The sequence below is a fragment of the Sphingomonas profundi genome, from assembly GCF_009739515.1.
Lineage (GTDB): Bacteria > Pseudomonadota > Alphaproteobacteria > Sphingomonadales > Sphingomonadaceae > Alterirhizorhabdus > Alterirhizorhabdus profundi.
The window spans coordinates 923877-942760 of sequence record NZ_CP046535.1; the positions used below are offsets into that span (position 1 = coordinate 923877).

General features: G+C 72.1%; 22 protein-coding genes and 1 pseudogene. 11 read left to right on the forward strand and 12 right to left on the reverse strand.

The window, feature by feature from the left end; genetic code table 11:
- The first annotated feature begins 18 nt into the window (after positions 1-18).
- The 6 genes and pseudogenes from GNT64_RS04225 to GNT64_RS04250 all read left to right on the forward strand — a co-directional run bounded on the left by GNT64_RS04225 (position 19) and on the right by GNT64_RS04250 (position 6234).
- Entirely contained in the window at positions 19-759 is a 741-nt protein-coding gene (locus GNT64_RS04225) for an enoyl-CoA hydratase/isomerase family protein (protein ID WP_156678377.1), read from the forward strand.
- Entirely contained in the window at positions 756-1481 is a 726-nt protein-coding gene (locus GNT64_RS04230) for an N-formylglutamate amidohydrolase (RefSeq protein ID WP_156678378.1), read from the forward strand. The genes GNT64_RS04225 and GNT64_RS04230 overlap by 4 nt, the downstream gene beginning before the upstream one ends.
- Positions 1482-1527: 46 nt before the next feature.
- A complete protein-coding gene (gene ilvD, locus GNT64_RS04235) occupies positions 1528-3249 on the forward strand; it encodes a dihydroxy-acid dehydratase (protein ID WP_156678379.1) in 1722 nt (573 codons plus the stop codon).
- A gap of 61 nt (positions 3250-3310) precedes the next feature.
- Entirely contained in the window at positions 3311-3670 is a 360-nt protein-coding gene (locus GNT64_RS04240) for a hypothetical protein (RefSeq protein WP_338420409.1), read from the forward strand.
- A 44-nt stretch (positions 3671-3714) separates the two neighbouring features.
- Positions 3715-5038: pseudogene (locus tag GNT64_RS22265) on the forward strand (NAD(P)H-hydrate dehydratase).
- The gene (locus tag GNT64_RS04250) at positions 5035-6234 is read left to right on the forward strand and encodes a class I SAM-dependent RNA methyltransferase (RefSeq protein WP_156678380.1); all 1200 of its coding nucleotides are present in this window, start codon (positions 5035-5037) and stop codon (positions 6232-6234) included. The pseudogene GNT64_RS22265 and the gene GNT64_RS04250 overlap by 4 nt, the downstream one beginning before the upstream one ends.
- Here GNT64_RS04250 and GNT64_RS04255 read toward each other — a convergent pair.
- The 4 genes from GNT64_RS04255 to GNT64_RS04270 are packed head-to-tail and all read right to left on the reverse strand — an operon-like array spanning position 6231 to position 8175.
- Positions 6231-6590 (reverse strand): DsrE family protein, encoded by a 360-nt coding sequence (locus GNT64_RS04255; protein ID WP_156678381.1) that lies wholly within the window; start codon positions 6588-6590, stop codon positions 6231-6233. The two genes, GNT64_RS04250 and GNT64_RS04255, sit on opposite strands and share 4 nt — an antisense overlap.
- Positions 6578-7330, reverse strand: a complete 753-nt coding sequence (gene moeB, locus GNT64_RS04260; protein WP_156678382.1) for a molybdopterin-synthase adenylyltransferase MoeB — start codon at positions 7328-7330, stop codon at positions 6578-6580. Before moeB ends, GNT64_RS04255 begins: the two co-directional genes overlap by 13 nt.
- A gap of 27 nt (positions 7331-7357) precedes the next feature.
- A complete protein-coding gene (gene dut, locus GNT64_RS04265) occupies positions 7358-7840 on the reverse strand; it encodes a dUTP diphosphatase (RefSeq protein WP_156678383.1) in 483 nt (160 codons plus the stop codon).
- Positions 7841-7842: 2 nt separating this feature from the next.
- A complete protein-coding gene (locus tag GNT64_RS04270) occupies positions 7843-8175 on the reverse strand; it encodes a DUF6481 family protein (protein ID WP_156678384.1) in 333 nt (110 codons plus the stop codon).
- Positions 8176-8341: 166 nt separating this feature from the next.
- On the opposite strand from GNT64_RS04270, the gene GNT64_RS04275 reads away from it, so the two are divergent.
- Positions 8342-8557, forward strand: a complete 216-nt coding sequence (locus GNT64_RS04275) for a hypothetical protein (protein WP_156678385.1) — start codon at positions 8342-8344, stop codon at positions 8555-8557.
- Here GNT64_RS04275 and GNT64_RS04280 read toward each other — a convergent pair.
- Positions 8506-9351 carry an N-formylglutamate amidohydrolase gene (locus GNT64_RS04280; protein WP_156678386.1) on the reverse strand — a complete coding sequence of 282 codons (846 nt, stop codon included), beginning with the start codon at positions 9349-9351 and terminating at the stop codon, positions 8506-8508. The genes GNT64_RS04275 and GNT64_RS04280 overlap by 52 nt on opposite strands.
- A gap of 17 nt (positions 9352-9368) precedes the next feature.
- Here GNT64_RS04280 and GNT64_RS04285 point away from each other — a divergent pair, with 17 nt between their 5' ends.
- The 4 genes from GNT64_RS04285 to GNT64_RS04300 are packed head-to-tail and all read left to right on the forward strand — an operon-like array spanning position 9369 to position 13536.
- Complete coding sequence (locus tag GNT64_RS04285; RefSeq protein ID WP_156678387.1) at positions 9369-10298, forward strand: transglutaminase family protein; 930 nt, start codon at positions 9369-9371, stop codon at positions 10296-10298.
- Positions 10292-11107, forward strand: coding sequence for a transglutaminase-like domain-containing protein (locus GNT64_RS04290; RefSeq protein ID WP_156678388.1), 816 nt, complete (start codon positions 10292-10294; stop codon positions 11105-11107). Before GNT64_RS04285 ends, GNT64_RS04290 begins: the two co-directional genes overlap by 7 nt.
- A gap of 13 nt (positions 11108-11120) precedes the next feature.
- Entirely contained in the window at positions 11121-13169 is a 2049-nt protein-coding gene (locus GNT64_RS04295; protein ID WP_156678389.1) for a M3 family metallopeptidase, read from the forward strand.
- Between the two features lie 31 nt (positions 13170-13200).
- Complete coding sequence (locus GNT64_RS04300) at positions 13201-13536, forward strand: phasin family protein (RefSeq protein WP_156678390.1); 336 nt, start codon at positions 13201-13203, stop codon at positions 13534-13536.
- A gap of 273 nt (positions 13537-13809) precedes the next feature.
- On the opposite strand, the gene lexA is transcribed toward GNT64_RS04300, so the two are convergent.
- From lexA to GNT64_RS04335, 7 genes are all read right to left on the reverse strand, one after another.
- Positions 13810-14472: a transcriptional repressor LexA gene (gene lexA, locus GNT64_RS04305; RefSeq protein ID WP_156678391.1), complete on the reverse strand. Its 663-nt coding sequence runs from the start codon at positions 14470-14472 to the stop codon at positions 13810-13812.
- Positions 14473-14539: 67 nt separating this feature from the next.
- Positions 14540-15724: a molybdopterin molybdotransferase MoeA gene (locus tag GNT64_RS04310; RefSeq protein ID WP_156678392.1), complete on the reverse strand. Its 1185-nt coding sequence runs from the start codon at positions 15722-15724 to the stop codon at positions 14540-14542.
- On the reverse strand, positions 15721-16191 hold the full coding sequence (moaC, locus tag GNT64_RS04315) for a cyclic pyranopterin monophosphate synthase MoaC (RefSeq protein ID WP_156678393.1): 471 nt from the start codon (positions 16189-16191) through the stop codon (positions 15721-15723). The genes GNT64_RS04310 and moaC overlap by 4 nt, the downstream gene beginning before the upstream one ends.
- On the reverse strand, positions 16188-16982 hold the full coding sequence (gene trpC, locus GNT64_RS04320; protein WP_156681419.1) for an indole-3-glycerol phosphate synthase TrpC: 795 nt from the start codon (positions 16980-16982) through the stop codon (positions 16188-16190). The genes moaC and trpC overlap by 4 nt, the downstream gene beginning before the upstream one ends.
- Positions 16983-17179: 197 nt before the next feature.
- Positions 17180-17941, reverse strand: a complete 762-nt coding sequence (locus GNT64_RS04325; RefSeq protein ID WP_156678394.1) for a hypothetical protein — start codon at positions 17939-17941, stop codon at positions 17180-17182.
- Between the two features lies 1 nt (position 17942).
- Positions 17943-18125: a hypothetical protein gene (locus tag GNT64_RS04330; protein WP_156678395.1), complete on the reverse strand. Its 183-nt coding sequence runs from the start codon at positions 18123-18125 to the stop codon at positions 17943-17945.
- 87 nt (positions 18126-18212) lie between these two features.
- On the reverse strand, positions 18213-18860 hold the full coding sequence (locus GNT64_RS04335; RefSeq protein WP_156678396.1) for an alpha/beta hydrolase: 648 nt from the start codon (positions 18858-18860) through the stop codon (positions 18213-18215).
- Positions 18861-18884 lie beyond the last annotated feature (24 nt).

The window sequence follows — 18884 nt, forward strand, 5'->3', positions numbered from 1 at the left end:
CGGCGGCAACAGGGGGCGATGTTCGATCTGACGACAGACGGCCGCGTCGCCCGGCTGACGCTGAACCGCCCCGCCGCGCGCAACGCCATCCCGCAGGCTGGCTGGGCGGCGCTGACGGCGCGGCTCGGCGAGATCGGCGCGGCGCGGGTGCTGATCCTGGACGCGGCGGGCAGCGCCTTCTGCGCCGGCGCCGACCTGACCGATCTGGCGCGGCTGGCCGGCGACGCGGGCGCGGCCGGCCGCTTCCGCGCGACGATGGGCGCGGCCACGGCGGCGATCCGCGCCTTGCCGATCCCGGTGATCGCGGCGATCGACGGCGGCTGCTTCGGCGCCGGCGTTGCGCTGGCGATGGCCTGCGACATCCGCATCGCCGGCCGGGGCGCCGGCTTCGCCATCCCGCCGGCGCGGCTGGGCATCACCTATCCGTTCGGGGATGTGGCGCGGCTGGTGGCGCTGGTCGGGCCGGGGCAGGCGGCGCGGCTGCTGCACGGCGGCGGCACCATCGACGCGGACGAGGCGGCGCGGATCGGCCTGGTCGAGCAGGCGGTGGAGCATGCCGGCGAGGCGGCGGCCGCTTTGGCGCAGGCGATCGCGGCGAACGCGCCCGCCAGCGTTGCCGCGCTGAAGGGGATGATCGCGCGCGCCGGAGAGGCGGGCGACGCCGTCACCGACGCGCTGTTCGACGATTCGTTCGCCGGCCCCGCCTTTGCCGAGGGGATCGCGGCGATGCAGGGGCGGCGCCGGCCGGACTTCGCATGAGCCAGGCGATCGTCGCCATCCCCGGCGATGCGCGCAGCGGGCTGCTGCTGATCGGCGACCATGCCTCCGATCATGTGCCGCCCGACATCGATCTGGGCGTGCCGGCGGCGGTGATGCGCGCGCACGTGGCGGTGGATATCGGCGTGGCGCCGCTGGCGCGCGCGCTGTGCGCCACGCTCGGCTGCCCCGGCGTGCTCGGCGGCGTGTCCCGGCTGGTCATCGACCTTAATCGCGAGGAGGATGCGCCCGGCCTGATCCCGGCGGCGAGCGACGGCCATGTCGTCGCCGGCAATGCCGGTCTCGACGCGATAGCGCGGGCGGCGCGGATCGATCGCTTCTGGCGGCCCTATCACGCCCATCTTGCCGAAACGATCGCACGGACGCGGCCGGCGCTGCTGATCTCGCTCCACAGCTTCACGCCGCGCCTCGCCACCGCGCCCGAGCCGCGACCGTGGGAGATCGGCATCCTCTACAATCGCGACGAGCGCGCCGCGCGCATCGCCATCCCGCTGCTGGAGCAGGCGGGGATCGTGACCGGGGACAATCTGCCCTATTCGGGCAAGGTGCTGAACGCGACGATGAACGCGCATGGCGAGGCGGGCGGCATCCCCTATCTGGGCATCGAGGTGCGGCAGGATCTGATCGGCGACGCGGCCGGCGTGGCGCTGTGGGCGGAGCGGATCGCGCCGGTGATCGCCGCCACCCGCGATCGGTTGCGCTGAGCGCATCAGCGCGTAAAGACGCGGGGGCCGACCCGAGGAAAGCCCGATGACACGATCGTTCGACAAGTCCCGCCTGCCCAGCCGCCACGTCTCGGTCGGCCCGGAGCGGGCGCCGCACCGCAGCTATTATTATGCGATGGGGCTGACGGAGGAGGAGATCGCCCGGCCGTTCGTGGCGGTGGCCTCCGCCGGCAACGATTCCGCCCCGTGCAACACCACCCTGGACGCGCAGGCCGACGTCTGCCGCGAGGGCGTGATCGCCGGCGGCGGGATGCCGCGCCGGTTCAACACGATCACCGTGACGGACGGGATCGCGATGGGCCACCAGGGCATGAAGGCCTCGCTCGTCAGCCGCGAGGTGATCGCGGATTCGGTCGAGCTGTCGGTGCGCGGCCACTGCTACGACGCGCTGGTCGGCTTCGCCGGGTGCGACAAGAGTCTGCCGGGCATGATGATGGCGATGCTGCGGCTGAACGTGCCGGCGATCTTCGTCTACGGCGGATCGATCCTGCCCGGCCGCTACCAGGATCGCGACATCACCGTGGTGGACGTGTTCGAGGTGGTCGGCCGCTACTCGGCCGGCGCGTGCCCGATCGAGGAGGTCCACGCGATCGAGCGGGCGGCGTGCCCGGGCCACGGCGCATGCGGTGGCCAGTTCACCGCCAACACGATGGCCTGCGTGGGCGAGGCGATCGGATTGTCCCTGCCGAACAGCAACATGGCACCCGCTCCTTACACCACGCGCGACCAGATCGCGCATGCCGCCGGCGCGCAGGTGATGGAGCTGATCGGCCGCAACATCCGCCCTCGCGACATCTGCACGCGCGAGGCCTTCGTCAACGCCGCGCGCATCGTGGCGGCGACCGGCGGATCGACCAACGGCGCGCTGCACCTGCCGGCGATGGCGCATGAGGCGGGCATCGACTTCGACCTGTTCGACGTGGCCGAGGCTTTCAAGTCAACGCCTTACATCGCGGACCTGAAGCCGGGCGGCAAATATGTCGCGAAAGACATGTACGAGGCGGGCGGCATCTACATGCTGATGAAGACGCTGATGGCGGAGGGGCTGCTGTTCGGCGACTGCCTGACCGTCACCGGGCGCACCCTGGCCGAGAATATCGACGAGGTGACGTGGAACCCAGACCAGAAGGTGATCTACGACGCGAAGGCGCCGATCACGCCGACCGGCGGCGTCGTCGGCCTGCGCGGATCGCTGGCACCCGACGGCGCGATCGTGAAGGTGGCGGGCATGCACCGCCTGCAGTTCGAGGGGCCGGCGCGGGTGTTCGACTGCGAGGAGGATACGTTTGCCGCCGTGGAGGCGCGCGACATCGCGGAAGGAACGGTGATCGTCATCCGCTACGAGGGGCCGAAGGGCGGGCCGGGGATGCGCGAGATGCTCTCCACCACGGCCGCGCTCTACGGGCAGGGGATGGGCGAGAAGGTGGCGCTGATCACCGACGGCCGCTTCTCCGGCGCCACGCGCGGCTTCTGCATCGGCCATGTCGGGCCGGAGGCGGCGGACGGCGGGCCGATCGCACTGGTGGAGGATGGCGACATCATCGCCATCGACGCCGAGGCCGGCACGATCGACCTGAAGGTGGCGGATACCGTGCTGGCCGAGCGGCGGAAGGCGTGGACGCCGCGCGCGACCGACTATCAGTCCGGCGTGCTGTGGCGCTATGCCCGCAACGTCGGCCCGGCGTGGCGTGGCGCGGTGACGCACCCGGGCGGCGCGGCGGAGACGCACATGTATGCCGACATCTGAACATCGCTCCCGGATCGCGGCGGGCCTGTGGGGTGCGGGGCGTCGTCGCACCGTTCCACTGATGCTGCTGGCGGCCGGGCCTCTGCTGCTGCTCCCGGCCGGGTGCGGATCCAAACCGGCGGATCCGTTCGCCACGGCGGAGGCGGACAGGATCGAGTGCCGCATCGGCACTGCCACCGACTTCGACCGGACCTGCGCGGTCGAGCGAACGGCGGGGCCGGACGGGCTGATCCTGACGATCCGCCATCCGGACGGCGGCTTCCGCCGCCTGCTCGTGACCAGGGACGGACGCGGCGTGATCGCGGCCGACGGCGCCGAGCCGGCGACCGTATCGGTGGAGAGCGGCGACGGCATCCTCGTGAGCATCGGCGGGGACAATTACCGGCTGCCGGCCACGGTGAAGCCGGCCGCCGCCCGGTGAGCGACACGGCCCCGGCGTCGCGCCCGATCCTCACCGCCGCCGCGATGCGCGCGGCCGAGGAGCGGGTGATGGCGGCCGGCACCTCCGTGCACGTGCTGATGGAGCGGGCGGGCGCCGGCGTGGCGGAGGCGGCGTGGCGCTTCGCCGGAACGCCGCCGACGCTGATCCTGTGCGGGCCGGGCAATAATGGCGGCGACGGCTACGTCGCCGCGCGCCCTGGCGGCGCGCGGCGTGCCGGTGCGCGTGGCCGCGTCCGACGAGCCGCGCACCGAGGCGGCGCGGGTGGCGCGGGAGGGTTGGCACGGCCCGGTCGAGTCGCTGGCCGATGCCCGCCCGGCGGCACTGCTGATCGACTGCCTCTACGGCACCGGGCTGAAGCGCGGGCTGGAGGAGGCGGAGTGGGCGCGCCTGGGCGCGCTGGCCGGCGCGGCGCGGACGTGCATCGCCGTGGACCTGCCGAGCGGCGTGGCGAGCGACGACGGCGCGCTGCTGTCGCCGGTGCCCGATTACGCGATGACGGTGGCGCTGGGCGCGATGAAGCCGGCGCACCGGCTGCAACCGGCGGCGGCGCACTGCGGCCGGGTGGTGGTGGCGGGCATCGGCCTGGGCGCGATCGAGAGCGACCTCACGGAGATCGCCCGGCCGCATCTGCCGCCACCCGGGCCGGCCGATCACAAATATACGCGCGGGCTGGTGACGGTGGTGGGCGGTGCGATGCCGGGCGCGGCGCTGCTCTCGGCCGGGGCCGCGCAGCGCATCGCCGGCTATGTGGTGCTGACGGGCGGGCAGGGCGGTGGCGCGCTGGCGCTGGTCCACCGCGACGGGCTCGGCGACAGGAGGATCGGCGCGGTCGTCGTCGGCCCTGGTCTGGGGCGGGACGATGCCGCCGCGGCGCTGCTGGACGAGGCGCTTCGTTCCGGCCACCGGCTGCTGATCGATGCGGACGCGCTGATGCTGCTGGGCACGCCCGGCCGGCTGCGCGCGCTGGCGCAGGTGCCGGTGCTGACGCCGCACGAGGGCGAGTTCGGCAGCCTGTTCGGTGCTCTGCCCGGCGGCAAGCTGGAGCGGGCGCGCGCCGCCGCCGCGCAGGCCAACGCGGTGGTGGTGCTGAAAGGGGCGGACAGCGTGGTCGCTCATCCCGACGGGCGCGCCGCGATCGCGCCGCCGGCGCCCGGCTGGCTGGCGAGCGCGGGGACGGGCGACGTGCTGGCCGGCATCATCGCCGCCCTGATGGTGCGGCACGATCCGTTCGACGCGGCCTGCGCCGGCCTGTGGCTGCATGCCGAGGCGGCGCGCCGGGCGGGCGCGGGGCTGATCGCCGACGATCTGCTCGCGCATCTGCCGGCCGCGCTGGCGGCGTGCGGATGACCGCCGCCACGCCTGTGGTGCGGCTGGCCGGGCGCGGCGACGGCGTGACCGAGGACGGCCGCCACCTGCCGCTGACGGCGCCCGGCGACACGATCGACGATTACGGCGTCATCGCGCGCGGGCCGCACCACCGCGAACCGCCGTGCCGCCACTTCCCGCGCTGCGGCGGCTGCCAGCTCCAGCATGTCGACGACGCCGCTTACGGCGACTTCATCGCCGACCGCATCCTGGGCGCGTTGCGCGCGCAGGGGCTGGCGGATCCACCGCTGGCGCCGCCGCACCTCTCCGCCCCGCGCACCCGCCGCCGCGCCGCCTTCCGCGCCGAGAAGCAGGGCAGGCGCGTGATGATCGGCTTCAACGAGGAAGCGAGCCACCGCATCGTCGACATGGCCGAGTGCCACGTGATCGCGCCGGAGCTGTTCGCGCTGGTGGCGCCGCTGCGCGCGCTGCTCGCCACGCTGCTGCGCGACAGGCGCGCGGCCGGCGTGCAGATGACCGTGACCGACCAGGGCGTCGATTTGGCGCTGGACAAGGTGACGGCCGAGGGCCTGGCCGCCGACGAGGCGCTGACCGCCTTCGCGACCCGCCACTGCCTCGCCCGCCTGAGCCTGGACGACGGCTACGGTCCGCAGGCGCGATGGGAGCCGGAGCCGGTGACGGTGCGCTTCGGCGGCGTGGCGGTGGCGCTGCCGCCGGGCGGCTTCCTGCAGGCGACGGCGGACGGCGAGGCGGCGCTGCTGGCGGCGGTGCGCGACATCGTCGGCGAGGCGGGGGCGGTGGCCGATCTGTTCGCCGGCCTCGGCACCTTCGCGCTGCCGCTCTCCGCCGGCGCCCGGGTGCTGGCGGTGGAGGGCGCGCGCGATCCCGCCCTTGCGCTGAAGACGGCGGCGGCGCGCACGCAGCGGACCCTGCTGGTGGAGCATCGCGACCTGTTCCGCCGCCCGCTGGAAGGCAGGGAACTCGCCCGCTTCGACGCGGTGGTGCTCGATCCCCCTCGCGCCGGCGCGCGCGAGCAGATGACGGCGCTGGCGGCCTCGCCGGTGGCGCGCATCGCCTATGTCTCCTGCAACCCGGCCACGTTCGCGCGCGATGCGACGGCGCTGGTGGAAGGCGGCTACCGGCTGGAGCGGATCATGCCGGTCGGCCAGTTCCGCTGGTCGACCCATGTCGAGCTGGTGGGCGCGTTCGCGCGCTAGGCGCAGAGCAGCCGATCGTCGCCGAGGCCTTGCAGGAGGCTGACGAGGCCGCCCTGTTCGATGCGCGGATCGAGGCTGGCGGCGTCCAGCCCGGCGAGGTGCAGGCCGGACTGGCAGGCGACCAGCGTGACGCCGAGCGCGAGCGCCTCCTCCAGCAGCAGAGCGAGGGCGGGCAGGCCGGCGGCGGCGTGGGCGGCGTCTCCGGGCACCTCGCCTCCACGCAGCAGGGCGACGGCGGCGCCTTGCAGGAACAGGCGCGCGCCGCCGCCGAGCGCCGCCTGCGCCGCCGCAATCGAGAGGGCCGTGCGGAACCGCTCCGGCGCCGCGTCGGCGACGATGATCGTCAGACCGCGCATGTGGCGCAGCCGGGATCCTTCGGCAGCTTCAGCGTGCGGAAGCGCAGCGAGAGGGCGTCGATCAGCAGCAGCTTGCCGGCGCTGTCCTCCCCGAAGGGCACGATGGCGCGCAGCGTCTCCAGCGCGGCCAGGCTGCCGACGATGCCGGTCAGCGCGCCCAGCACGCCCTGGTCGGCGCAGCTCGCCTCCGCGCGATCCGGATCGTGGCCGACGAAGCAGCGGTAGCAGGGACGCCCGGCCTCCCACCCGCGATAGACGGCCAGCTGCCCCTCGAACGGCCCGACCGCCGCCGAGACCAGCGGGATGCGCAGCGCCAGCGCGGCATCGGCCACGGCCAGGCGGGTGGCGAAATTGTCCGATCCGTCGACGATCGCGTCGTGGTGGCCGAGCGCATCGGCGGCGGTGGCGGCATCGATGCGGATGGCGACGGATGTGACGGCGACGTCCGGGTTGATCCGGGCGATCGCGGCGGCGGCGGCATGCGCCTTGAGCCGGCCAACATCCTCCGTGGCGTAGATCGTCTGGCGCTGAAGGTTGGAGAGGGAGACGGCGTCGTCGTCGAACAGGGTGATGCGGCCGATGCCGGCGGCGGCGAGATACTGGAGCAGCGGCGAGCCGATGCCGCCCGCGCCGACCACCGCCACGGCGGCGCCGAGCAGCCGCGTCTGCCCCGCGCCGCCGATCTCGCGCAGCACGATGTGGCGGGCGTAGCGATCGAGCTGGTCGTCGGTCAGCGGCATGAGCCGGCCCTCAGCGGCGGACGCGGCTCAGCGATGGCCGGTCGAGCCGAAGCCGCCGAGGCCGCGCGCCGTCTCGACGGTGAACGTCTCGACCAGGGCGAAGTCCGGCCGGACGACCGGCACGAAGACGAGCTGGGCGATGCGATCGCCGGGTTCGATCGTCAGCGGGTCGCTGCCGGGCGGGGTGCGCAGCCATGCGCTGATGAAGATCTGGTCGGCATAGTCGGCGTCGATCGTGCCCACGGCCTGGCCCAGCACCAGCCCCTTCTTGTGCCCCATGCCCGACCGCGCGAGCAGGAAGGCGGCTAGGTGCGGATCGTTCATCAGCACGGCGATGCCGGATGGGATCAGCACCGCCGGCGCCTGCGGTTGCAGGGTGAGCGGCGCATCGATGCAGGCGTGCAGATCGATTCCGGCGGACATCGCCGTCTGGTAGCGCGGCAGCCCCCAATCGTGGAGGCGCGGATCGAGCACGCGCAGCTCGATCGTCGGCCGCAGCCGATCGGCCATGCCTATTTGCGCGCCTTGCGGGCGGCGTAGCGGGCATCCCGCGCGGCCTTCTGCTGGATCAGCCGCTCCTTCTCGGCCTCCTCGGCGGCGCGCGCCTCGGCCTCCTTGGCGGCGAGGGCGGCCAGCTTCTCCTCCTCGGCGGCGATCTTGGCCGCCTCGCGCGCGGCCCGGCGTTCCGCCTCGCGCGCGGCCTTGGCCTCCTCGGCGGCGCGGCGGGCGGCGATCGCCGCCTCGTCCGGCTGCGGCTTCGCCTTGAACCGCTCCAGCATGGCTTGCTTGGCGGCGGCGGCGGCGGCGGCGCGATCGGTGAAGCTGGGATCCTTGTGCTTGGCCATGGAGAGTCGACGTCGCTTTCTTGTGTCAAAGGGCTCTGACGCCCGCCTACGGAATAGATCGGGCCTGTGGCAACCTTTTCAAGCGCGCGCGGGCCTTTCGGCCCGCCACGGGAACGATCGCCGCCGATCGCGCGCTTTGCCGGCGGAACGCAGCGGGGCGCGCACGGTGACGGACAGAACCCTCGAAAAGATCGCGATCGTGGCGGCGGAGGGCGGCCGCGGCCACCAGATCGTACTGTGCTGGATAAGCGGCGATGGCGGTCGCGTGGCGGAGAAGCTGCCCGAGACGTTCGACAGCGAGGAGGCCGCGCGGGCACGCGCCACGGCTGACTATGGCATGGGGCCGGAGGCGGGCGCCTCGCCGATCGGCCGACGGCCCTGAACGGCGGCGAGCAGCGCGTCGGCGAAGCGATCGGCCCAGAGCGCCACGCCGCCGGGCGCGGCAAGGCGATCCTGACGGAACTCCACCTCCACATAGGGCAGGCCGCGCGGATAGGCGTGGCGCGGCACGCTGTGATCGGTGCCGTCCATGCGATAGGGCTCGTTGTCGCCGACGACGAAGCCGCCCTGGGCGATCAGCGCCGCCAGCGTGGCGCGAGCGAACGAGGGATCGCCGCCATCGTGCAGTATGCCGATCTCCCACGGGCGGGCCGAGCCGGCCATCACCGGCGTGAAGCTGTGCAGCGCGACGAGGATCGTCGCCTGACCGCGCGCCTGCCGCGCGTCGATCGTGGCGGCGATCGCATCCTGATAGGGCGCGTGGATCGCGGCGACGCGGGCGGCGCGATCGGCGGCGGAAAGCATGGCGTTCGCCGGAATGGCGGTGCCGTCCGACATCGCGGGGATGGCATCGGCCGCGTCGGGCCGGCGGTTGCAGTCGATCACCAGCCGAGAGTAGATCTGGTGGACGAAGGTGGCGTCGAGCAGCGCCGACAGCCGATCGCCCAGCGCGCGCACGCCGATGTCGCAGGCGATGTGGCGGGCATGGTCCGCCTCGTCGATGCCCAGCCGGCCCAGCGCGCGCGGCACCGCGACGCCGGCATGATCGCCGGTGAGAAGGAACGGCGAGCGGCCGCCCGAGTTGACTATGCCGACCGGAGGGGGGTCGCCCGACGCCAGCAGTCCGCCGATCGCGGTGGCGGCCGGCGATGTCGCGTTCGTCCCCGGATTGTTCATGTGCGGAACTCGCCTCGATGCCGGTGCTGACGATCAGCCATGTCACGCATTACAAATATCGCCAGCCGGTGGCGTTCGGCGAGCATCGCATCATGGTACGGCCGCGCGAGAGCTATGACCAGCGGCTGATCGAGGCGCGGCTGGACATCGATCCGCCGCCCGCCAACCTGCGCTGGCTGCACGACGTGTTCGGCAATTCGGTGGCGATCGCCCGGTTCGACCGGCGAGCCACGGCGCTGCGCTTCGCCAGCTTCGTCCGGCTGGAGCATTTTCCGGTGGCGCGCGAGCATGTGGACGTGGAGGCCTATGCCAGGCGCTATCCGTTCACCTACTCGTCGGAGGACATGCCGGACTTGCTCCGCTCGATCGAGCGGCAGCATCACGATCCTCATCGGGTGATCGACGGCTGGGCGCGCCGCTTCGTGGCGGAGAGCGGCGCGACCGATACGGTGGCGATGCTGAGCGACATGACGGCCACGATAAAGCGCGACTTCACCTACGTGCCGCGGCACGAGAAGGGCACGCAGACGCCCACCGAGACGCTGAAGAAGATGCAGGGCACCTGCCGCGACTTCGCCGTGCTGATGATCGAGGCGGTGCGCGCCCTGGGCTTCGCGGCGCGCTTCGTCTCCGGCTACGTCTACAATCCCTCGCGCGGCGAGGGGCGGGTGGGCGGCGGCAACACCCATGCCTGGGTGCGCGTGTTCCTGCCCGGATCGGGCTGGGTGGAGTTCGATCCGACCAACGGGATCGTCGGCAATCGCGGGCTGGTGCGCGTGGCGGTGGCGCGGGACCCCTATCAGGCGGTGCCGCTGTCCGGATCGTGGAGCGGCATGCCCTCCAGCGCCGCCGGCATGGACGTGAGCGTGGAGATCCACCTGGAAGACGCGCAAGACTTTGCAACGGCGGCGGTGCAGGCCGTCGCAGGAAGGGGCGACACATGCTGATCCGCGCCGGTTACGAGATTCGCTTCGACACCGAATATGAGACGCCGATGCTGGCGATGCTGAGCATCCACCCCTCGCGCAACAAGGATCTGCGCACGGCGCAGCGCATCGTCGCCGCGCCGGACGTGCCGATGTACGATTATTTCGACCCGTACGGGAATGTCTGCACCCGGCTCTCCGTGCCGCCGGGCGGGCTGACGCTCTCGGCCGATTTCACGATCGAGGATGACGGCCTGCCCGATGCGACGCCGCCGTGGGGGCCGCCGGTGCCGGTGGACGAACTGCCCGACGACATCCTGATGTACCTGCTCGGCAGCCGCTACTGCGAGACGGACCGGCTGATGGCGACGGCCTGGGGCCTGTTCGGCCACCTGCGCGACGGGCGGGAGAAGGCGGCGGCGATCGCCACCTTCGTCCACAACCATGTGCGCTTCGGCTACGAACATGCCCGCGCCGACCGCACCGGCTGGAACACCTATCAGGACCAGGCCGGCGTGGAGCGGGATTTCGCGCATCTGGCGATCACCCTCTGCCGCTGCATGAACATCCCGGCGCGCTACTGCACCGGCTATCTCGGCGATATCGGCGTGCCGCGCCGCGACGCGCCGATGGATTTTGGCGCGTGGTGCGAGGTGTATCTGGGCGAGGACTGGTACGTGCTCGATGCGCGGCACAACCGCCCGCGCATCGGCCGCATCGCCATGGCCTATGGCCGCGACGCCACCGACACCGCCCTCACCACCGCATTCGGCCCTGCCGCGCTCGCCGAGTTCGTGGTAACGACGGAGGAAGTGACCGACACGAACTGAACGGGAGGGGATCGTGGACAACAGGCTGCTCGCGCCATGGACGGCCCCGCTCGGCGCGCCGCCCTTCGCCGACATCGACCCGGCCGATTTCCTGCCCGCGCTGAGCGTGGCGATCGACGAGAACCGGCGCGAGATCGCCGCCATCGCCGACGATCCCGCGCCGGCCGACTTCGCCAACGTGATGGCGGCGCTGGAGCGATCGGGCGAGCGGCTGGGCCGCATCCGCCGCCTGTTCTGGACGCTTTCCAGCGCGCAGGCGAGCGACGGCATCCGCGCGATCGAGGCGGACGTATCGGCGCTGCTGACGGCGCACGGCACCGCCATCAGCCACGATCCCCGCCTGTTCGCGCGGGTGAAGGCGGTGTGGGAGACGCGCGACACGGCCGGCCTCACGCCCGAGCAGCGCCGGCTGGTGGAGACGAGCTACAAGGGCTTCGTGCGCGGCGGCGCCGGCCTGTCGCCGGCGGACAAGGCGCGGCTGGGCGCGATCGACCAGCGACTGGGCCTGCTCTCCGTGCGGTTCGGCCAGAACGTGCTGGCCGCCACCAACGCGTGGGAGATGCTGATCGACGAGGACGATCTGGCCGGCCTGCCGCTCTCCGCCCGCAGTTCCGCCGCCGCCAGGGCCGAGCGGCGCGGCGCGGCCGGGCGCTTCCTCTTCACGCTCGATCGCGGCGACTATGAGACGGTGCTGACCTATTCCGCCCGGCGCGACCTGCGCGAGCGGATGTGGCGCGGCTTCACGGGCCGCTGCTCCGGCGGCGAGCATGACAACGGGCCGCTGATCGCAGAGATCGTGGCGCTGCGGGCGGAGAGCGCGCGGCTGCTGGGCTATGCGACCTATGCCGACTACAAGCTGGACGACAGCATGGCCGCCCGGCCCGACGCCGCCGAGGCGCTGATGATGCGGGTGTGGGAACCGGCGCGCGCCCGCGCGCTGGACGAGGCGCGCGAGTTGCAGGCGCTGATCGACGCCGATCACGCGGAGGATGGCGACGGCTTCGCGCTGCAGCCGTGGGACTGGCGCTTCTATGCCGAGCGGGTGCGCTGCGAACGCTACGCCTTGGACGGCGCCGCCTTTGCCGAGCATCTGCGGCTGGGCGCGGTGCGACGGGCCGCCTTTGACGCGGCCGGCCGGCTCTACGGCCTCCGCTTCCGCGCGCGGCCGGACCTGCCGGTCTACCATCCGGACGTGGACGCATGGGACGTGGTGGATGCGGCCGGCGCCGACGTGGGCCTGCTCTACACCGACTATTTCGCCCGGCCCGAGAAGCATGGCGGCGCGTGGATGGGCAGCCTGCGCACCCAGGAGAAGCTGGACGGAAGCGTGCGGCCGATCGTCTACACCGTCGCCAACTATGCGAAGGGCGAGGGCGGCGACGCCCGCCTCTCGATCGACGAGGCGCGGACCCTGTTCCACGAGTTCGGCCACGCGCTGCACGGCCTGCTCTCCGACGTGACCTATCCCAGCCAGGCCGGCACGTGCGTGGCGCGCGACTTCGTGGAGTTTCCGAGCAAGTTCATGGAGCATTGGATCGTGGCGCCGGAGGTGCTGCGCGGCTTCGGCGTGCCGGACGGGCTGATCGCGGCGCTGGCCCGGGCCGACACCTACGGCCAGGGCTTCGCCACCGTGGAGTTCCTCGCCTCCGCCCTCGTCGATCTGGCGCTGCACCGCGATCCGCCGGCCGAGCTGGACGTGGCGGCGTTCGAGACGGCGATGCTCGACCGGCTCGGCTGCCCGCCGGCGATCGGCATGCGTCACCGGCTGCCTTATTTCACCCACGTGTTCGATGGCGGCTATGCGAGCGCCTATTACAGCTATCTCTGGTCGGAGGTGCTGGACGCCGACGCATTCGGCGCGTTCGAGGAGGAGGGCGGCATCTTCGACGCCGCGCTCGCCCGCCGCTTCCGCGAGGAGATACTGGCGCGGGGCGACAGCCGCGATCCGATGGATTCCTTCGTCGCGTTCCGCGGGCGCGGGCCGGACGAGGCGGCGCTGCTGCGCGCGCGCGGGCTGGACGGCGCCGAGTTGGCGATTGCGCCGGATCGGGCCGCGACCTAGACTGATCCGCACTCTGGCAAGGGGACGAGCGATGGCCGACGACAATCAGACGGGCGACATGAAGGACCGTATCGTGGAGCCGCTGAAGGCCGCCGGCGACGCGCTGCGCGGCGCGGGCGCCAAGGCCGCGGAGAACAGCTCCGCGATCAGCCTGACCGTCATCGACCATGCCGAGCAGAACACCCGCGAGGCGTTTGCCGCGCTGCGCGCCGCCGCCAAGGTGACGTCGGTGACGGACCTGATGAAGCTGCAGGGCGACTACGTGCGCGAGCAGAGCACGCGCAGCGTGGAGCAGGCCCGCCAGATCGGCGAGATGATCACCCGTTTCGGCCGCGACGTGATGTCGCCGCTGAACAAGAAGGACTGAGTCGGGGTGCGGTGCTGAGCGAGCGGTGCTGGGCGAGTGCCGCCCCGGCAGTCGGCCGCGTGCTGCGAACGGTAGCGGACGAACGCGGGGACTGCGGCGCTAGCCGAAGCTACGTCGAGCTTCAGACCGGCTCGACGGTCGAGCCTGTGCCGCGCGCCGGGATCTCCGTCGCAGCGAACACGCTCTCCAAAGCCTCATCCACCCTCTACGATCGACTTGTCCCAGAGCCGGCCGCGTCCCGCCGCCGATCGCCAGGTTCACGCTCCTCCGCCATCAGTAGCGGCGCAGCAGCCCGGCCAGGCGGCCCTGCACGCGCACCTGATCGGGCGCGTAGCGTTGCGGATCATAGGCGCGGTTGGCGGGATCGAGGCGGATCATGCTGCCCTCGCGGCGGAAATATTTGAGCGTGGCCTCGCTGTCCTCGATCAGGGCGACCACGATCTGGCCGTCGCGCGCCACCTCCGTCCGCAGGATAAGCGCATAGTCGCCATCCAGGATGCCGGCCTCGACCATCGAGTCGCCGGCGACCTCCAGCGCATAATGCTCGCCCGGGCCGAGCAGGGCGGCGGGCACCGAGAGCGAGGTCTGGCCCTCCATCGCCTCGATCGGCACGCCGGCGGCGATGCGGCCGTGCAGCGGCAGCTCGATCACGTCGTTGGCGGCGATCGGCAGCACGGCGGGCGCCTTGGCGATCGGCTTCACCACCGGCGCCTCGCGCGCGCGTTCCGGCATCTTGAGCACTTCCAGCGCGCGGGCGCGGTTCGGCAGGCGGCGGATGAAGCTGCGTTCCTCCAGCGCGCTGATGAGGCGGTGGACGCCGGACTTGGAGCGCAGGTCCAGCGCCTCCTTCATCTCCTCGAACGAGGGCGAGACGCCCGTCTCCCCCAAGCGATCGTGGATGAAGCAGAGCAGTTCATGTTGCTTGCGCGTGAGCATGGCGGGCTCCGGAACGGGAACGAACGGGGAACGTGTAAGAAGCCCGAATCGCCCTGTCAAGCGCATCTCACCCGATCGGCAGTATTTCCACCGCCGCGCCCGCCGGCAGTGCCGCCTGATGCGGCGCGCGGGCGATCAGCAGCTCGGCGGCGGAGAGGCTCGCCAGGGCCGCGCTGTCCTGCCCGGAGAGGGGCATCGCCCGCCCGCCATCCCACCGCCCGCGCAGATATTCGGCCCGCACGCCGGTGGCCGGCAGCGGGCCGGCGAGCGTGGCGGGCATAATGCGGGGCAGCGGATCGGCCGCGCCCTGCATGCCGCGCACCAGCGGCAGCAGGAACAGGTTGGCGGTGACGAAGGCGGATACCGGATTGCCGGGCAGGCCGACCATCACCGCATCGCCGAGCCGCCCGGCCATCAGCGGCTTGCCCGGCTTCATCGCGATGCGCCAGAAATCGATCGTCGCCCCCGCCGCCGCCAGCGCCGGGCGGACGAGATCGCGATCGCCGACGGACGCGCCGCCCGTGGTGACGACGATATCGGCATCGACCACCCGCGCGAAGGCGGCGGCGAGCGCATCCAGCCGATCGGGCACGATGCCGGCATCGATCACGTCCACCGCCAGCCCGCCTAGCAAGGCGGCCAGCATCGGCGCGTTGGACGAGGGCAGGCGCGTGCCCGATACCGGCTGCCCGGCGGGCACCAGCTCGTCGCCGGTGGAGATCAGGGCGACGCGCAGGCGGCGGCGCACGGGCAGGGTGCCGTGCCCGCCGACCGCCGCCAGCCCGATCCGCGCGGGGGTGATGAGGGCGCCGGCCGCAATCAGCGTGCCGCCGGCGATGAAATCGGTGCCCGCCGCCCGCACGTGCGCGCCCGTGCGCGGCGGCCCCTCGCCGGCCAGGATCAGCCTTGCCCCGTCCCGCTCCGCCTCCTCCTGCAGCAGCACCGTGTCCGCGCCCGCCGGCAGCGGCGCGCCGGTGAAGATCCGCGCCGCCTCGCCGGGCGCGAGGGGCGTGTCCAAGCCGGCGCCGGCGGCGCTCTCGCCCACCACGGTCCACGGGCCGGGCAGCTCGGCGAAGCGGAGCGCGTAACCGTCCATCGCCGACAGGTCGGCGGCCGGCTGTGTGCGCCGCGCCGTCACGTCGGCGGCGGCGAAGCGGCCGGCGGCGGCGTTCAGCGACACCGTCTCCGCCGCCACCGGCCGGCCGAGCGCGAGGATGCGGGCCTGCGCCTCGGCGACGGGCAGCAGGCTCATGCCGCGCGCCAGTCGCCCGAGCGGCCGCCGGACTTGGCGAGCAGGCGGACGCCCTCTATCCGCATACCGCGATCGAGCGCCTTGGCCATGTCGTAGATCGTCAGCAGCGCGACCGAGACGGCGGTCATCGCCTCCATCTCGATGCCGGTCGAGTAGCGGGTCGTCACCTCGGCGGTGCAGCGGATCGCGCCCTCCTCGAGCACGAGATCGAGCGAGACGGCGGCGATCGGCAGCGGATGGCAGAGCGGGATCAGCTCGGCCGTCTTCTTGGCGGCCATGATGCCGGCGACGCGGGCCACGGCGAGCACGTCGCCCTTCTTCACGCTGCCGGCGCGGATCGCCGCCAGCGCCTCGACCGAGAGGAGGATGCGGCCCTCGGCGGTGGCGGTGCGCGCCGTTTCCGGCTTGGCCGATACGTCGACCATGCGCGCGGCGCCGGCCGCGTCGAGGTGGGTCAGCCCGGTCATGCGCCTTCCAGCAGCCGGCGGGTCGCGGCCTCGACATCCGCCTGCCGCATCAGCGATTCGCCGACGAGGAAGCAGGAGACGCCGTGCGCCGCCATCGCATCCAGATCCGCGCGGGTGGCAAGGCCGCTCTCGGCGACGAAGGTGCAGCCGGCGGGCGCGCGGCCGGCCAGTTCGTAGGTGCGGGCGAAATCGACCGAGAAATCGCGCAGGTCGCGATTGTTGACGCCGATGAGGCGGGAGGAGAGACGCAGCGCGCGATCGAGTTCGGCGGCGTCGTGCACCTCCACCAGCGCATCCATGCCGTGCTCGGTCGCGGCGGCCTCGATCTCGGCCATGGCTCTGTCGTCCAGCGCGGCGACGATGATGAGGATGGCATCGGCGCCGAGCGCGCGGGCCTCTGTCACCTGCCAGGGATCGACGATGAAATCCTTGCGCAGGCACGGCAGCGGCACGGCGGCGCGGGCGGCGACCAGATAGGCGTCGGCGCCCTGGAAATAGCTCTCGTCGGTCAGCACCGAGAGGCAGGCGGCGCCGGCGGCGGCGTAGGCGCGGGCGTGGGCCGGCGGATCGAAATCGGCGCGGATCAGGCCCTTGGAGGGGGAGGCCTTCTTGATCTCGGCGATCAGGCCGAAGCCGCCGGCCGCCACCCGCGCATCCAGCGCGGCGCGGAAGCCGCGCGGGGCCGGGGCGGCGGCGGCGCGGGCGGCGAGATCGGCGAACGGCACGGCGGCGCGGCGGGCGGCCACCTCCGCGTGTTTGGTTTCGAGGATGGCGGTGAGGCGGTTGGACATCGTCGCCAGACCCATGCCGCAGGACACGCAGATTGCAAGCCGGATCGGACCAGAGGCGGGGCGGGGATTGTTGGGGAGGGTAAGCCTTACAGCTTCCGCCTCCGTCATCAGGATGACGATCGCTTCGCAACGATGATGATCGCCCCGAAGCGAGGACGATCGCCGTGGAGCGAGCAGGCCGTCTGCATGGATCGCGTTCAGGGTGACGACGGCATGTGACCGGCCGGCGGCCCGGCGGCGTCGACGATCACCTCCAGCGCGACGTTCACGAAGTTGGCGGCGGTCAGCTGGATCAGGGGGATCGGCGCGTGGACGGTGTCGATGCGTTGCACGTTATGGCGGGTGATGCGGACGAGGAAGCGATCGCAGCTGCTGAGCACTAGCATCCTTATCGCGCGATCGTCGTCCAGTGCGATATTCTCGACGATGCCTTCGTAGGCGACGTTCGCGCCGTCATGCTCCAGCGTCGTCACGACATAGGCGATGATGACGCTGTTGGCCGGCCGCGCGAGATCGACCCAGCGCTTCAGCCAGCCGAAGGTGGCGGCCTCGCGCATGTCGCGCACCGCGCGCCAGCCGCTGGCGCGATAGGCCGCCAGCCCCACGATCAGCGCCGGCAGCAGCAGCGAGACGAACCACGAGAGGAACGCCGCGTCGCTCACCACGCCGGCGGAGCGGCCGCCGGTGAGGATGACGCGGTAGATGTTCGGATCGAACGGAAGGACGATGCACCGCCCGCTCCAGCCGCAGACGCCGGCCTGCACCGCCAGCAGCGCGGAGAGGAGGATGTGCCCGGCCAGCGCGCCGAACACGATGACGAGCAGGCTGAAGGTGGAGCCCGGCTTCTCCGCCGCCTGCGAGATCAGGTCGGATCGTTCGCCCGCGCGCAGGCCGGCCCACAGACCCAGACCCGGCGCGAGCAGCAGCAGCGCCAGGAACAGGGTGTAGCTGAAGCTCACCCTAGATCGAGTTCGGCTTGGCCTCTAGGTCCGCCCCGTCGGCATCGGCGCCACCGTCCGCGCCCTCGCGAACGACGAACTTGCCGTCCACATAATCCGCCGCGTTCCGGGCCGCCTTCCAGCTGCCGAAGCGGGCGTGGACCCTGATCCCGGTCTCGATCGATTCGGCGGTGTTGACGCGCATGCAGCCTCCAAACGCAAATATAAGCGAGGGGCGGCCCGGCGGCAATGGCCGGGGTGCCGATCCGGTCAGGCGGCTATGCGGAAGCCGCTATCGATCCCCGGCCAGCCGCATGTCGAGATAATTGTCCACCGAGCGCATGAGGTCCGGCATCTCATGCTCGAAGAAGTGGTTGGCCTTCGGGATCGTATCGTGGTGGATCGTGATGTGCTTCTGCGTGCGCAGCTTGTCCACCAGCTTCTGCGTGGCGCTGGGCGTCACCACCTCGTCGCCGTCGCCCTGAATGATGATGCCGCTGGACGGGCAGGGGGCGAGAAAGGTGAAGTCGTACATGTTGGCTGGCGGCGCGATCGAGATGAAACCCTTGATCTCCGGCCGGCGCATCAGCAGCTGCATGCCGATCCACGCGCCGAACGAGAAGCCGGCGATCCACGTCGTCTGCGCCTCCGGGTGGATCGACTGCACCCAGTCCAGCGCGGAGGCGGCATCGGAGAGTTCGCCGACGCCGTTGTCGAACACGCCCTGGCTCTTGCCCACACCGCGGAAGTTGAAGCGCAGGGTGGCGAAGCCGCGCCGCACGAACGTCTGATACAGGGCCTGCACGATGCGATTGTTCATCGTACCGCCGCCCTGCGGGTGCGGGTGCAGGATCATCGCCACCGGCGCGCGCGGGCGCGGGCCGGGGTTGAACCGGCCCTCCAGCCGTCCTTCGGGACCGGGGAAGATGACTTCTGGCATCGCAACCTGCTTGACTATCGGTAA

Coding starts and splice junctions, on each gene's coding strand:
- GNT64_RS04285 (WP_156678387.1), top strand. CDS start 9,369: ATGCCGGTGCTGACGATCAGCCATGTCACGCATTACAAATATCGCCAG.
- GNT64_RS04230 (WP_156678378.1), top strand. CDS start 756: ATGAGCCAGGCGATCGTCGCCATCCCCGGCGATGCGCGCAGCGGGCTG.
- moeB (WP_156678382.1), bottom strand. CDS start 7,330: ATGCCGCTGACCGACGACCAGCTCGATCGCTACGCCCGCCACATCGTG.
- GNT64_RS04240 (WP_338420409.1), top strand. CDS start 3,311: ATGCTGCTGGCGGCCGGGCCTCTGCTGCTGCTCCCGGCCGGGTGCGGA.
- GNT64_RS04290 (WP_156678388.1), top strand. CDS start 10,292: ATGCTGATCCGCGCCGGTTACGAGATTCGCTTCGACACCGAATATGAG.
- lexA (WP_156678391.1), bottom strand. CDS start 14,472: ATGCTCACGCGCAAGCAACATGAACTGCTCTGCTTCATCCACGATCGC.
- GNT64_RS04225 (WP_156678377.1), top strand. CDS start 19: ATGTTCGATCTGACGACAGACGGCCGCGTCGCCCGGCTGACGCTGAAC.
- dut (WP_156678383.1), bottom strand. CDS start 7,840: ATGGCCGATCGGCTGCGGCCGACGATCGAGCTGCGCGTGCTCGATCCG.
- trpC (WP_156681419.1), bottom strand. CDS start 16,982: ATGTCCAACCGCCTCACCGCCATCCTCGAAACCAAACACGCGGAGGTG.
- GNT64_RS04310 (WP_156678392.1), bottom strand. CDS start 15,724: ATGAGCCTGCTGCCCGTCGCCGAGGCGCAGGCCCGCATCCTCGCGCTC.
- GNT64_RS04330 (WP_156678395.1), bottom strand. CDS start 18,125: ATGCGCGTCAACACCGCCGAATCGATCGAGACCGGGATCAGGGTCCAC.
- GNT64_RS04250 (WP_156678380.1), top strand. CDS start 5,035: ATGACCGCCGCCACGCCTGTGGTGCGGCTGGCCGGGCGCGGCGACGGC.
- GNT64_RS04280 (WP_156678386.1), bottom strand. CDS start 9,351: ATGAACAATCCGGGGACGAACGCGACATCGCCGGCCGCCACCGCGATC.
- moaC (WP_156678393.1), bottom strand. CDS start 16,191: ATGACCGGGCTGACCCACCTCGACGCGGCCGGCGCCGCGCGCATGGTC.
- GNT64_RS04300 (WP_156678390.1), top strand. CDS start 13,201: ATGGCCGACGACAATCAGACGGGCGACATGAAGGACCGTATCGTGGAG.
- ilvD (WP_156678379.1), top strand. CDS start 1,528: ATGACACGATCGTTCGACAAGTCCCGCCTGCCCAGCCGCCACGTCTCG.
- GNT64_RS04270 (WP_156678384.1), bottom strand. CDS start 8,175: ATGGCCAAGCACAAGGATCCCAGCTTCACCGATCGCGCCGCCGCCGCC.
- GNT64_RS04255 (WP_156678381.1), bottom strand. CDS start 6,590: ATGCGCGGTCTGACGATCATCGTCGCCGACGCGGCGCCGGAGCGGTTC.
- GNT64_RS04335 (WP_156678396.1), bottom strand. CDS start 18,860: ATGCCAGAAGTCATCTTCCCCGGTCCCGAAGGACGGCTGGAGGGCCGG.